The organism is Pseudooceanicola marinus (genome assembly GCF_020177265.1).
GTDB classification, from domain to species: Bacteria; Pseudomonadota; Alphaproteobacteria; order Rhodobacterales; family Rhodobacteraceae; genus Pseudooceanicola; species Pseudooceanicola marinus_A.
This window is the reverse complement of record NZ_JAIVMC010000008.1, coordinates 186,588-200,340: the sequence shown is the minus strand read 5'-3', so window position 1 is coordinate 200,340 and position 13,753 is coordinate 186,588. Positions and strand designations below refer to the sequence as shown.

Sequence of the window (13,753 nt, the reverse complement as noted above, 5' to 3'; positions counted from 1 at the left end):
CGGACCAACAAGAAGACCCAACAAGGAGAGAGTGATGAAACTGCTGAAACCCGCGCTTCTGGCCTCGGCCATGGCGCTTCCGCTGACGGGCGTCGCCCTGGCGGAGACCCCCGATTCCATGCTGGTCGTGGCCCAGAACATCGATGACATCGTCGCCATCGACCCGGCCCAGGCCTATGAATTCACCTCCGGCGAACTGGTCACCAACCTCTACGACCGGCTGGTGCAATACGACGCCGAGGATACCACCGTGCTGGCCCCGGGCCTGGCGTCGGAATGGACCGCGGATGCGGAAACCAAGACCATCACCTTCACCCTGCGGGACGGCGCCACCTTCGCCTCCGGCAACCCGGTGACGGCTGAGGACGTGACCTATTCGCTGGGCCGCGTGATCAAGCTGAACCTGACGCCCGCCTTCATCCTGGCGCAACTGGGCTGGACCGCCGAAAACGTCGACGACATGGTCACCGCCGAGGGCGACACCGTGACCGTGCGTTACGAGGGCGACTTTTCCCCCGCCTTCGTGCTGAACGTGCTGGCCTCGCGCCCCGCCTCGATCGTCGACAGCGTGCTGGTGATGGAGCATGAAGAAGACGGCGACATGGGCAACGCCTGGCTGAACGCCAATTCCGCCGGCTCCGGCCCCTTCTCGCTGGACAGCTACACGCCCGGCCAGATGGTTCGCCTGGCCGCCAACGAAGGCTACTTCAACGGCGCGCCGGAGATGCAGCAGGTCATCATCCGCCACGTGGCGGAGGCCGCGACCCAGCAGCTGCTGCTGGAACAGGGCGACATCGACCTGGCCCGCAACCTGACGCCGGACCAGATCGCCTCGCTGTCCTCGGACGAGATCAAGGTGGAGACCTTCCCCCAGGCCGCCGTCCACTTCCTGTCGTTCAACCAGAAGACCGAGAGCCTGACCGATCCCGCCGTCTGGGAGGCCGCGCGCTATCTGGTCGACTACACCGGCATGACCGACACGATCATCAACGGCCAGATGGAAGTGCACCAGGCCTTCTGGCCGAAGGGCTTCCCCGGCTCCTACGACGAGACGCCCTTCACCTATGATCCCGAGAAGGCCAAGCAGATCCTCGAAGAGGCCGGCATCGAGACCCCGATCCAGGTCACCCTGGACGTGATCAACGCCGCTCCGTTCACCGACATGGCGCAATCGCTGCAGGCCAGCTTCGCCGATGCCGGTATCGAGTTCGAGATCCTGCCGGGCACCGGCGCCCAGGTCATCACCAAGTACCGCGAGCGGACCCACCAGGCGATGCTGCTCTACTGGGGCCCCGACTTCATGGACCCGCATTCCAACGCCAAGGCCTTCGCCTACAACTCCGACAACTCGGACGAGAACTACCAGGCGACCACCACTTGGCGGAACAGCTGGGCCGTGCCGGACGAGATGAACGAACAGACCATGGCCGCCCTGTCGGAATCCGACCCCGAAACCCGCCTGGAGATGTACCGCGACCTGCAGCAGAAGGTGCAGGAAAGCTCGCCCATTGTCATCATGTTCCAGGCCTCCTATCAGGTCGCCATGGACGCGGACGTGACGGGCTACGTCAACGGCGCCACCTCGGACTTCGTCTACTACCGGCTGGTCGACAAGGAGTGATCCGCGACCACGCCTAACCACCCCCAGGGTCGCCGGACATCCGGCGGCCCCTTTCGTTTCAGGAGTTTTCCATGTCCTACATGAAGCAGGCCGATGCGCGCCTGGCCCGCCTGCGCGCCCGCATGGCCGAAACCGGCACTGACCTCGTGGTGCTGGGCCCGTCCAGCCACATGAGCTGGCTGACCGGCGTCAGCCCGCATGGCGACGAGCGGCTGGTGATGCTGCTGGTCACCGCCGGGTTCGCGGGCTTCCTCATGCCGCTGCTGAACGCCGACGCGGCACGCAAGGACACCCCCCTGCCCCTTTACACATGGGCCGATGACGAGGGCCCCGACGCGGCCCTGGACCAGCTGCTGACCGACTGCGACGCCAAGCGGCCCGACCTGTCGGTGGTGCTGGACGAAACCATGCGCGCCGACTTCGCCCTGCGCCTGCTGGACGCGCTGGACAGCCCCCGCCGCCGCTTCACCGCCGACACGGTGGGCCTTCTGCGCACCCACAAGGATGCCGAGGAAGACGCCCGCATCAAGGCCGCGCACCTGCTGAACGACAAGGCGGTCGAGGCAACCTTTGCCGCGCTCGAGCCCGGCATGACCGAGGCGCAGGTGGTCGACCTGCTGGCGGACTACTACAAGGCCCACGGCGCGAAGACGGCATTCTCGCTGATCTGTTTCGGCGAAAACGGCGCCTATCCGCACCACCATTCCGGCGAGACCCAGTTGAAGGATGGCATGGCGGTGATGTTCGACACCGGCTGCTACCTTGACGGCTACCCCTCGGACATGACCCGCTGCCGCTGGTTCGGCGCGACGCCCGATCCGGAGTACCTGAAAGTGCGCGACATCGTGGAAGAGGCCGTGCAGGCCGCCGTCGCCGCCGCCAAGCCCGGCGCGCGCGCCAGCGATGTCGACGCCGCCGCGCGCAACGTCATCACCGAGGCGGGCTATGGGCCCTACTTCCTGCACCGTACCGGCCACGGCCTGGGCGTCGACGTGCACGAGGAACCCTATATCACCGGCACCTCCGAACGGGTGCTGGAGGTGGGCAACGTCTTCTCGATCGAGCCGGGCATCTACCTGGAAGGCAAATTCGGTGTTCGCCTGGAGGAGATCGTGATCCTGCGCGAGGATGGCGCCGAGATCTTCTCGGAGATGCCCCGCGTCTGAGGCGCCGCCCGAGACGACACGACCGAGACGACCCGCGCGCCCGCCTGGCCGGCGCGCGGGTTCCCCCAGCTCCCGTTCTCGCAACAATCTTGATCTTGGCATGTATATTTGGAACGATGGCGCACCGTAGCGCGGTCGATCCGCGCCATCGACGCACCTTTGGGAGGAGGGGCCGTGATCGAGAAATTCACCTCGTCGTCCATACCGACGGGCCGCAGGCTCGATTTCTGGAACGAGCTTTGCGAACAGAGCCTGCGAGGCACCACCGTCGACAGTGAAAGCCGCGCGTTCCGGGCCGAGATGTGGCGCCTGTCTCTGGGCGACACGACGCTGCTGCGACCGCGCTCCGATGCCTCGACCGTGCGCCGGCCGGCGGATCCGACCGGCTGCGAGGGGCGATCCGTGGTGTTGCACATGCAGGTCGGGGGCCGCTCGCGGATGCAGCTGCGCGACCGCACCATCGACCTGGCGCCCGGGGATTTCGTCCTGACGGATGCGGGCCACGGCTATGTCTTCGACCTGTCGCAGGGCCATGACCTGATCGTCGTCGAAATGCCGATGGAGGTCCTGCAAAGCCGCATCGACGGGCTGGCCGGGCACCTCGACCGGGCGCAGACCATCTTCACCCCCGGCGGGCGTCTCTTTCGCGAGTTCCTCTTTTCGCTCTGGCGGCAGGACGACATCGGCGCAGGCGATCCGGTCTTCGGCCAGGGCGCCTCACAGGTGCTTGCCGATCTCTGGGTGATGGCCCTGCGCCAGGGGCAGGAGGAACCCCAGGCGCTGAAGGGACGCAAGGAGGCGCTGCGCCAGCGCATCCTGGCCTTCATGGATGCGGAACTCTTCGACCCGGAGCTGACCATCGCCCAAATCGCCAGCGAGTTCAGCCTGTCGCCGCGTAGCCTGCAGGCGCTGTTTTCCGAGATGGGCACGACGCCCACCCGCTACATCCTGTCGAAACGCCTGGACCGCGCCGCCGATTGCCTGCTGGCCGAACCCGGGCGCTCGGTCACCGAGATCGCCTTCGAGCAGGGGTTCAACGACAGCGCCTATTTCGCCCGCCGATTCCGCGCCCAGTTCGGCGTGACCCCGACCCAGTGGCGCCAGCGCACCTGAACGGCTCGCGCATTTGTCCCGTCTTACCTGCGTCTGAATCCAAGTCGCCGCTCGCCCCGTCTGCCACTCTCATCGAACCAACGCGCGAACGGGAGGAGGCCGCGGAGGGTGGGCAGCGATGCCCCCGCCACGGTTGCGCCAAGGAGGAGGTATCTCGACGCCGGGCCCCTGCCCGGTTCAGGTCGGGCGCTGCCTTGCGCTCTCCCGTTCCGCCGGAACGGCAAAGGAGAGCCAGCATGAAAGACGACGCAAGCAAGGCACGCAACGCCCCGCCCTCGGAGGCCTTCCGCATCGTGGACGTCCCCGATCCCTACAAGGAACTGTCGGCCCGCCGCGGCCTCGAAGGCACCTACGTCGGCCCCGAGGACAAGGACAGCCCCTGGATCCCCTTCGGCGACAACGCCGCGATCCGTCACCTGGCCTTCGACGTGCGCAACAACATCTATTCCAACATCCTTTGGATGAAGGGTCCGGGCGTCATAGGCACCCACTACCACCGCGGCCAGATCGTCATGGTCTGCCTCGAAGGCAGCGCCCGCTACCTGGAATACGACTGGACCGCCACCCCCGGCGGTTTCATCCAGGAGGTGCCCGGCGAGGCCCACACCCTTGTCACCGACCACCCCCAGGGCACCAAGCTGTTTGGCTGGATGCAGGGCGCGATCGACTTCTACGATGACCAGGCCAACTTCTCGTTCACCGCGGATGTCTGGTGGTTCATGAACCACTACGAGACCTACTGCAAAGAGAACGGCCTGGAGATCAACGAGCAGCTCTACATCTAAGAGCGCCACGGATCAGGAGACAGCGCCGGGCGGGGAGGAGAACGCGCCCGGTGCAGCCATTCCGGCTTCGGCCACAGCACATTCAGGGAGGACGACATGGCCACCATGTCACAGGCGGGCGCAGGCAAGCAGCGGTCCGCACGGTATCAGTTCATCATGGTCGCGCTTCTCAGCCTGACCTTCGGCGTGGTCTTCTTCGACCGCAACGCCCTGGGCTTTCTCATGCCCTTCATCCAGCCCGAACTGGGGCTGAACAATTCGCAGATCGGGATGCTGGCCTCTGCCCTGTCGCTGACCTGGGCCGTGTCGGCCTTCGTCATCGGGCGACTGTCCGACAGCCTGGGCAAGCGCAAGACGCTGCTCATCGCCTCGACCGTGGCCTTCTCGCTCTGCTCGGTGCTGTCGGGTCTGGCCGGCAGCTTTGCCCTCCTGCTGGGCGCGCGCCTTCTGATGGGGGCAGCCGAGGGGGGCTTCATGCCCATTGCCCACACGATGGTCGCCGCCGAGGTCTCGCCCAAGCGGCGCGGGCTGGCGCAGGGGATCACGCAGAACTTCGGCTCGAACCTGCTGGGCTCCTTCGCGGCGCCCGTCCTGCTGGTTGGTTTCGCCACCATGTTCGGCTGGCGCGAGGCCTTCTACCTGGCCGGTGTGCCGGGCCTGCTCTGCGCGCTGATGATGTGGTTCTATCTGGATGAGCCCGCCGCGCCGCCGAAACACGACGGGCCCAAGGCGTCGGCCCTGGAAGTTCTGAAGAACCGCAACGTGCTGATCTGCGTCTCGCTGTCGGTCATGCTGGTGTCCTACCTCGTGATCTGCTGGGCCTTCATGCCCCTCTTCCTGACCCAGGAACGCGGCATCGCGCCGGAAAGCATGGGCTGGCTCATGGGGTCGCTGGGCATCTCGGCCACCATCGGCAGCTTCGTCGTCTCCGGCCTGTCGGACAAGTTCGGGCGCAAGCCGATCATGACGCTGATGCCGCTTCTGGGCCTATTGCTGCCCTTCGGCGCGCTGTTCTTCGACGGCTCGCTCTGGGTGCTGGCGGTGTTCTTCTTCTTCGGCTGGGGCGTGAACGGGATCTTCCCGCTGTTCATGGCGACAGTGCCGTCGGAAAGCGTCGACCCGCGCTACGTCGCCACCGCCCTTGGCCTTTCCATGGGCCTGGGCGAGGCCCTGGGCGGCGTGCTGGCGCCCTCGCTGGCCGGCGTCGCCGCGGATGCCGTGGGCCTGCAGGCGCCGATCTGGATCATGGCCGGGCTGTCGCTGGCATCTCTGGTGATCGCGCTCTTCCTGAAGGAAACCGCGCCCAGCCAGGTCGGCAAGGCCGCGCCGGTCGCCGCCGCCGCCGAGTAAGACGTCACCTGACGCTCCCGGGGACCCGCCGCGCCATGTGCCCGGCGGGTCCCGCCCTTCCGGAAAGATCCCGAGGAAAGCTCCCCATGACCACACTTGAGAAATTCGACCTGACCGGCCGCTCCGCCTTCGTCACCGGCGCCGCCTCGGGCCTGGGCCTGGCCTATGCCGAGGCGATGGCCGAGGCTGGCGCCAAGGTGACCCTGGCCGACCGCGATGCAGACGCCCTGGCCCGCGAGGTGACGCGCCTCGACGATGAGGGCTTCACCGTGCGCGCGGCCCCCCTCGACATCACCGATCGCCCTGCCCTGACGGCTGCCGTCGACGCCCATGTCGCGGCCTACGGCAGCTTCGACATTCTCTTTGCCAATGCCGGGGGCGACAGCAGCCCCGGCTTCTGGAACCCCGAGGGCCACCGCAATCCCGACGGCCAGGTCGACACCCTGGACCCGGAGGCCTGGGACCGCTCCATCGCGATCAACCTCACCGGCACCTTCAATTCGATCCGCGAAGCGGTGCGCGCGATGAAGGCCGCGGGCCGCGGCGGGTCGATCATCTGCACCTCCTCCAACGCGGCGGTGGTCAACGAACCCATCGTCGGCCTGCCCTACATGCCCGCCAAGGCCGGGGTGAAACACATGGTCGAGCACCTGGCGCTGGAGCTGGCCGAATTCCGCATCCGCGTGAACGCCATCGCACCCGGTCCCTTCGTGACCAACATCGGCGGCGGCTGGCTGAAGAAGGACCCGACGGTGCGCGCCAAGTGGGACAGCCTGGTGCCCCTGGGCCGCGTGGCGGAAACCGACCAGGTGAAACCGCTGGCGCTCTACCTCGCCTCGGATGCCTCCGATTACATGACCGGGGCGCATCTGATGATCGACGGCGGCATGGCATTGGGGAGCTTCAAATGAACAAGGCAGCGGTTTTCCAGGGCTTCGACGCCCCCCTTGCGGTGCAGGACCAGGCGATGCCGGAGCCCGCGCCCGACGGCGTGGTTCTGCGCGTCACCCATTGCGGCATCTGCGGGTCCGACCTGCACATGGCCCACGACCCCGCCTTCGGCGCGCAGCCCGGCGATGTTTTCGGCCATGAATTCGCCGGCGAGGTCGTGGCCCTTGGCCGCAACTGCACGCAGCTTCAGGTCGGCGACCAGGTGTCGGTGATCCCGCTGGGCGGCTGCGGCCAGTGCCAGACCTGCCGCGCAGGCGAGCCCGCCTGGTGCAGCGAGATGTCCCTGCAGGGCGGTGGCTACGGCCAGTTCACCACCACCACCGAACGCCAGTGCCGCAAGCTGCCCGCGGGCGTCACCGCCGAAGAGGGCGCATTGGCCGAACCCCTGGCGGTGGCCCTGCACGGCGTGGCCCTGTCGGGACTGACGGCGGGCGACCGGGTGCTGATCCTCGGCGCCGGGCCGATCGGTCTGGCCACCGCCTTCTGGGCGCGGCGCCTGGGCGCCACCGCCGTCGTCGTGCAGGACATCCACCCGGAGGCACGCGACCTGGCGCTGGCCATGGGCGCCACCGATTTCCTCTGCACCCCGGACGCCCCCGTGCAGGCCAGTGACGCGGCGCTCGGGCGCAAGGCCGACATCGTCTTCGACTGCGCAGGCGCCCCGCCCCTGCTGGCGCAGGCCATCGACCAGGTGCGGGTCAAGGGGCGGATCGTGATCCTCGCTCTCAGCACCCGGGAGACCAGCTTCATCCCCTTCGCCGCCGTGTCGAAGGAGGTCGCGGTGCTGACTTCCGCCTTCTTCACCCTGCGCGAATACGAGGCGGCGCTGGACGCGCTGGCCAGCGGTGCCCCCGTGGCCGAGGCGCTGGTGACCCGGACCATTTCCCTGGACCAACTGCCGGAGGTCTTCGAGGGCATGAAGACGGGCCGGTCGCATGGTAAGGTCATTGTCCGCCCCTGAAGGGTGCGGGAAAGACTTGGCCAGAAACATCAAAGGCGCGACCGGGACACCCGGCCGCGCCTTTTCGCCCGCTGGGGGCGCTCAGACCTTCTCGGTGGCCAGCTTCAGCCCGAGGGCGGCGAAGGATCCGGCGAAGACGCGGCGCAGCCAGGTCATCGCCCGCTCGCTCTGCAGCAGCCGGTCTCGCCCCGTCGCAGCCACCGCGGCGTAGCCCAGGAAGACGACGAAGGTCATCGCGGTGAACCCCAGCCCCAGTTCCGCCAGCAGCCCGACCGAGCTGCCGGCCGGCACGAATTGCGGGATGAAGGCCACGAAGAACAGCGGGATCTTCGGGTTGAGGATGTTCAGAAGGATGCCGCGCCAGACCAGTTTGCCGGCGGGCGCCGCCTCGGCGGCCTGCACCGAAAGGCCGCCCCGGTCCTTCAGGATGCCCCAGGCCATCCACAGCAGGTAGGCGACCCCCGCGAACTTGATCGCCTGGAAGAGCAGCGCGCTGGTGTGCAGCACCGCGGCCAGACCCGCCATCGCCACGATCAGGTGCAGGACGGTGGCGATGGTGCAGCCGGTCGCGGCCCAGATCCCCGCGCGCATCCCGCCGCCCAAGGTCGAGGAAAGCGTGTAGATGACGCCGATGCCGGGTGAGAGGCAGATGATGAAAGCGGTCAGAAGATATTCGAGGCTCACGGGAAATAACTCCATTCAAATCAGGATCCAGAGCACGCTAGCGCTACCATGTCGCCGCGTAAACTCTTCCCTGCCCTGCGCCGCCGACAGGCTGACCAACGCCGCTGCCACGCCCGCGGCCCCGTTGCGGCCCTTTGCCCCGGTGCGCGTCCGGCCATAACCGGTTGACCCGCCCGGACCAAAGCGCGAAGGATCGGGGACGGAGGGTCGCCCGTTGCGCTTGATCTGGTTCATCACTGTCCTTGCCTGGCTCGTCGCGGGCCTGGCACCGCTGCATGCGGCGGGCATGGGGATGACCGATGGTGCCCATGCGACCGCCTGTTGCCCTGAGACCGGGGCGACGGAGGGCCATGAGCAAGGACCAGACGGCGCCGGACAGGCGCAACTGCCCTGCAAGCACGCCGCGGTCTGCGCCGCGCTGATGATCCCCTCGCAGCTTCTCGGCCCGGCCAGCGACCTGGTGCCGGCCCGGTTGCACTGGCACGACAGCGCGCGCACCGCTCGCTCGGTCCCGCAGGTTGCGGACCCGCCACCGCCACGCCCCTGACGTTCCCCGATCCGGGCCTGCGAGCCCCATAGGTCGCGCGCCCCGCGCGGCCCCAACCGGAACATCAGGACCATCCCATGAAACGTACCCTTCCCTATGCCCTGGGCCTCGTCGCCCTGGGCGGCCTCGCCTATCTCGCCCTGCCGGCCCAGACCGACACCGCCAGCGCGGCACCGGCCGAAGGTGATCCCATCGTCGAGATCACCCTGCCCGACACCCTGTCGCCGACCGCGCAGATGGGCCAGCGCGCCTTCAACGCCGTCTGTGCCGATTGCCACGGTGAAAACGCCACCGGCAAGGTGGGCTTCGGCCCGCCCCTGATCCACAAGATCTACGAACCCTCGCACCACGGCGACATGGCCTTCGTCATCGCCGCCGCGCGCGGGGTGCGGGCGCATCACTGGCGCTTCGGCGACATGCCCGCCCAGCCCGGCGTCACACCAGGAGAGGTCAAGACGATCATCGCCTTCGTGCGGGAGGTGCAACGTGTCAACGGCATCGACTGATCTGCGCCTGAGCCGCCGCGCGGTCTGCGCCGGCCTCGCCGCCCTGCCCGTGCTGCGGCCTGCCCTGGCCGACGCGCCGCCGCCCCTGCTGACCGCGCGGGAGGCCAGGGTGCAACTGGCCCCGCCGGGCTACGACACCACCCCGGTCTGGAGCTATGACGGCAGCCTGCCCGGCCCGGTGATCCGCGCGCGCCAGGGTAGCCGGCTGGAACGGCGGCTGGTCAACGACCTGCCGGTGCCGACCTCGGTGCACTGGCACGGCATCCGCATCGACAACGCCATGGATGGTGTCGCCGGGCTGACCCAGGATCCGGTCACCCCGGGCGGTCAGTTCGACTATGCCTTCGACCTGCCGGACGCGGGCACCTACTGGTATCACGCGCACACCAACTCCATGGAACAGGTAGCGCGGGGGCTGGCGGGCGCCCTGATCGTGGATGAACCCACGCCGCCCGATGTCGACGCCGATCATGTGCTGCTGTTGGACGACTGGCTGCTGGACCCCGACAGCGGGCATTTCGTCGACGGGTTCGACCACCCGATGATGCTGAGCCACGCGGGACGCATGGGGAACCTGATGGGGGTCAACGGGCGGCATGACTTTTCGCTGCAGGCCCGACAGAACGACCGGCTGCGCCTGCGGCTGATCAATGGCGCCAATGCCCGCATCTTCGTGCTGGCGCTAGAGGGGCTGACCGGCTGGCGCGTGGCGCTGGACGGGATGCCGCTGGAGAGGCCCGAGATGGTGGACGGCCAGCTGATCCTCGCCCCGGCGCAGCGCGTCGACCTGATCGTCGACGTCACCGCCGAAGCGGGCGCCACGGCAGGGTTGTTGTCGGGCAGCGAGGCTGACGGCTGGCGCCTGCTGGCCGAGGTCGCAGTGACGGGCCGCGCCGCACGAACCCCACGAGGCGCCCCTGCGCCCCTGCCGCCCAATCCCCGCATGGCGGTGCCCGGCGCAGCCGACGCCCCGCTGCTGGAGATGCCCCTTCAGGGCGGCGCCATGCGGGGCATGAACTCCGGCCACTACCAGGGGCAGGAGATGGGCTTTCGCGCCCTGATGCAGCGCGGCCAATACTGGGCGCTGGCGGGACAGGTCGGCCTGGGGCCAGAGCCCTTCGCCCGCCTGTCGCGCGGCGAGACGACGCGGATCGCGATGACCAACGACACGATCTTCCCCCATGCCATGCACCTGCACGGCATGCATTTCCGCCAGATCGGCGCGGACGGGCGGCAGGGGCCGTTGCGCGATACGGTCATGCTGATGCCCGACGACCGGGTCGAGATCGCCTTCCTCACCGACAACCCGGGCAAATGGCTGCTGCACTGCCACATGCTGGGCCACGCGGCCTCTGGCATGACCCACTGGATCGAGGTGGCCTGAGGCCGCCCACCGGGGCGGCCGTAGACGCCGCCCCGGCCCCGACACACGCGAAACGCCCCGGACGATGCCGGAACCTCAGCCGGTTCCGCGCCGTTTGTCCCCCAAGGCAGGAGATCTTCATGACCCATGCGCACACCCATCCCGACAGCCTCCAAAACGCCGACAGCGACGAGGCGATCACCCGCGACCCGGTCTGCGGGATGCTGGTCGACCCGGACGCGGACAAGCCGACCGCCGAACATGACGGGCACCTCTACCATTTCTGCTCCTCCGGCTGCCGGGACAAGTTCCGCGCCGCGCCGCAGGACTATCTGACCGCCACGGATCCCGTCTGCGGCATGAAGGTCGACCGCTCCACTGCCGCGCATATGCTGAAACACGAGGGCCAGAAGGTCTATTTCTGCTCCGCCCGCTGCCAGGAGAAATTCGAGGCCGACCCGGAGGCCTACGCAGAGGGCGTGCCCGCCCCCGAGCCGATGCCCGAGGGGACGCAGTACACCTGCCCCATGCACCCCGAGATCATCCGCGATGCCCCCGGCGATTGCCCGAAATGCGGCATGGCGCTGGAGCCGATGACGCCCTCCGCCGACAGCGGCCCCAACCCCGAATACGTTGATTTCAAACGCCGCCTTGCGATCACGGCCCCGCTGGCCGCCCTGGTCTTCGTGCTGGAGATGGGCAGCCACATCGGCATCCCCTTCGCCGAATGGATCGGCCACACCGCCTTCGGCTGGCTGCAATTCGCCCTGGCCACCCCGGTGGTGCTGATCTGCTGGCCCTTCTTCAAGCGGGGCTGGGCCTCTGTCACCAACCGCTCGCCCAACATGTGGACTCTGATCGCGCTCGGCACCGGGGCGGCCTATCTCTTCTCCGTGGTGTCGCTGCTGGCCCCCGGCCTCTTCCCTGACGCCATGCGCGACGACATGGGCATGACGCCGGTCTACTTCGAGGCCGCCGCCGTGATCCTGGTGCTGGTGCTGATCGGACAGGTCATGGAACTGGCCGCACGGGAGAAGACGGGGGACGCGATCCGCGCCCTGATGGACCTCGCGCCGAAGACAGCCCGCCGGGTCAGCGACGGTGAGGAGGAAGACGTGCCGCTGGACCAGCTGGCGCAGGGCGACATCCTGCGCGTGCGCCCGGGCGACAGCGTGCCGGTGGACGGCGTGGTGACCGAGGGCCGCTCCTCCGTTGATGAAAGCATGATCACCGGCGAACCCGTCCCGGTGGAGAAGACGGAAGGCGAGCCGGTCACCGGGGGTACGTTGAACAAGTCCGGCAGCTTCCTGATGCGGGCCGAGACGGTGGGCGCCGACACGACCCTGTCGCGTATCGTCGACATGGTGTCGAAGGCACAACGCTCCCGCGCGCCGATCCAGGGCACGGCGGATCGTGTGGCCGCCTACTTCGTCCCCGCCGTGGTGGGCGTCGCGCTCCTGGCCTTTGCCGCATGGGCGGCCTTCGGCCCCTCGCCCGCCCTGTCCTATGCCTTTGTCGCTGCCGTTTCGGTGCTGATCATCGCCTGCCCCTGTGCCCTGGGCCTGGCCACACCCATGTCGATCATGGTCGCCACCGGGCGCGGCGCCTCCGCCGGGGTTCTGATCCGCGACGCCGAGGCGCTGGAACGCTTCGCCTCCGTGGAGGTGCTGGTGGTCGACAAGACCGGCACCCTGACCGAGGGCAAGCCCGCCCTGACGGATGTGGAGCCTGAGAACATGGAGAAGACGGAGTTCCTGACCCTTGTTGCCGCCCTTGAACGCGGGTCGGAGCATCCGCTGGCCGAGGCCATCGTCACCGGCGCCCGCGAGGCCGGGGCCGAGGACAAGGACGCGCAGGACTTCGACGCCGTGACCGGCCAGGGCGTCACCGGCACCGTGGACGGCAAGCGCGTGGCCCTGGGCAATGCCGCGCTGATGAAAGGCGAAGGCATCGACATCAGTGCCCTGACCGACCGGGCCGAAGCCCTGCAGGCCGAGGGCAAGACCGCGATGTTTGTCGCCGTCGATGGGCAGGCCGCCGGTCTGATCGCCGTGGCCGACCGCATCAAGGAGACCACGCCAGAAGCCATCCGCGCCCTGCACGACGCGGGCCTGCGCATCGTCATGGCCACCGGCGACGCCGAGGCCACGGCGCGGGCCGTGGCGGGGGAGCTGGGCATCGACGAGGTTCACGCGGGCGTCAGCCCCGAAGACAAGCACGCCTTGGTCGAGAAACTGCGCGGCGAAGGCCTGTCGGTTGCCATGGCTGGTGACGGGGTAAACGACGCCCCGGCGCTGGCCGCCGCCGACGTCGGCATCGCCATGGGCACCGGCGCCGACGTGGCGGTGGAAAGCGCAGGCGTCACGCTGGTCAAGGGGGAGCTGACGGGCATCGTCCGGGCCCGCCACCTGGCGGAGGCGACTATGCGCAACATCCGGCAGAACCTGTTCTTCGCCTTCGTCTACAACTCCGCCGGCGTGCCGCTGGCGGCGGGCATCCTCTACCCGTTCTTCGGCGTATTGCTGTCGCCCATCGTCGCCGCCGCAGCGATGAGCCTCTCATCGGTCTCGGTGATCGGCAACGCCCTGCGGCTGCGCGCGAAAAAGCTCTGACCGGCTCGCCGGACAGCTCGCAAACGTGCCCTCGCGTCCATCGCGGGGGCACCATGCTGCGATGGAGCCGCAAACACAGAAGGCGTCGGACACC

At 68.3% G+C, this 13,753-nt stretch carries 12 protein-coding genes; 11 read left to right on the top strand and 1 reads right to left on the bottom strand.

What is annotated here, in order from left to right:
* The first annotated feature begins 34 nt into the window (after positions 1 to 34).
* The 7 genes from LC066_RS15105 (at position 35) to LC066_RS15075 (ending at position 7,947) form a co-directional block, all read left to right on the top strand.
* Positions 35 to 1,621: an ABC transporter substrate-binding protein gene (locus LC066_RS15105; protein WP_224900648.1), complete on the top strand. Its 1,587-nt coding sequence runs from the start codon at positions 35 to 37 to the stop codon at positions 1,619 to 1,621.
* 71 nt (positions 1,622 to 1,692) lie between these two features.
* Positions 1,693 to 2,787, top strand: coding sequence for a M24 family metallopeptidase (locus LC066_RS15100; RefSeq protein WP_224900645.1), 1,095 nt, complete (start codon positions 1,693 to 1,695; stop codon positions 2,785 to 2,787).
* Between the two features lie 174 nt (positions 2,788 to 2,961).
* Positions 2,962 to 3,900, top strand: coding sequence for a helix-turn-helix domain-containing protein (locus LC066_RS15095; RefSeq protein WP_224900642.1), 939 nt, complete (start codon positions 2,962 to 2,964; stop codon positions 3,898 to 3,900).
* Between the two features lie 236 nt (positions 3,901 to 4,136).
* Positions 4,137 to 4,685, top strand: a complete 549-nt coding sequence (locus tag LC066_RS15090) for a 2,4'-dihydroxyacetophenone dioxygenase family protein (protein WP_222478485.1) — start codon at positions 4,137 to 4,139, stop codon at positions 4,683 to 4,685.
* Between the two features lie 96 nt (positions 4,686 to 4,781).
* Entirely contained in the window at positions 4,782 to 6,035 is a 1,254-nt protein-coding gene (locus tag LC066_RS15085; RefSeq protein ID WP_222478487.1) for an MFS transporter, read from the top strand.
* Positions 6,036 to 6,121: 86 nt separating this feature from the next.
* A complete protein-coding gene (locus LC066_RS15080) occupies positions 6,122 to 6,946 on the top strand; it encodes an SDR family NAD(P)-dependent oxidoreductase (RefSeq protein WP_224900640.1) in 825 nt (274 codons plus the stop codon).
* Positions 6,943 to 7,947 carry a zinc-dependent alcohol dehydrogenase gene (locus LC066_RS15075; protein WP_224900638.1) on the top strand — a complete coding sequence of 335 codons (1,005 nt, stop codon included), beginning with the start codon at positions 6,943 to 6,945 and terminating at the stop codon, positions 7,945 to 7,947. The genes LC066_RS15080 and LC066_RS15075 overlap by 4 nt, the downstream gene beginning before the upstream one ends.
* An 81-nt stretch (positions 7,948 to 8,028) precedes the next feature.
* On the opposite strand, the gene LC066_RS15070 is transcribed toward LC066_RS15075, so the two are convergent.
* On the bottom strand, positions 8,029 to 8,631 hold the full coding sequence (locus LC066_RS15070; RefSeq protein WP_222478494.1) for a LysE family translocator: 603 nt from the start codon (positions 8,629 to 8,631) through the stop codon (positions 8,029 to 8,031).
* A gap of 214 nt (positions 8,632 to 8,845) precedes the next feature.
* Between LC066_RS15070 and LC066_RS15065 the strand changes: the two genes are divergently transcribed.
* The 4 genes from LC066_RS15065 to LC066_RS15050 all read left to right on the top strand — a co-directional run bounded on the left by LC066_RS15065 (position 8,846) and on the right by LC066_RS15050 (position 13,659).
* Positions 8,846 to 9,178, top strand: a complete 333-nt coding sequence (locus LC066_RS15065; RefSeq protein ID WP_224900636.1) for a hypothetical protein — start codon at positions 8,846 to 8,848, stop codon at positions 9,176 to 9,178.
* Positions 9,179 to 9,255: 77 nt separating this feature from the next.
* Positions 9,256 to 9,684 (top strand): c-type cytochrome, encoded by a 429-nt coding sequence (locus tag LC066_RS15060; RefSeq protein ID WP_224900634.1) that lies wholly within the window; start codon positions 9,256 to 9,258, stop codon positions 9,682 to 9,684.
* Positions 9,665 to 11,068 (top strand): multicopper oxidase family protein, encoded by a 1,404-nt coding sequence (locus LC066_RS15055; protein ID WP_224900632.1) that lies wholly within the window; start codon positions 9,665 to 9,667, stop codon positions 11,066 to 11,068. The genes LC066_RS15060 and LC066_RS15055 overlap by 20 nt, the downstream gene beginning before the upstream one ends.
* Before the next feature lie 119 nt (positions 11,069 to 11,187).
* On the top strand, positions 11,188 to 13,659 hold the full coding sequence (locus tag LC066_RS15050; RefSeq protein WP_224900629.1) for a heavy metal translocating P-type ATPase: 2,472 nt from the start codon (positions 11,188 to 11,190) through the stop codon (positions 13,657 to 13,659).
* Positions 13,660 to 13,753 lie beyond the last annotated feature (94 nt).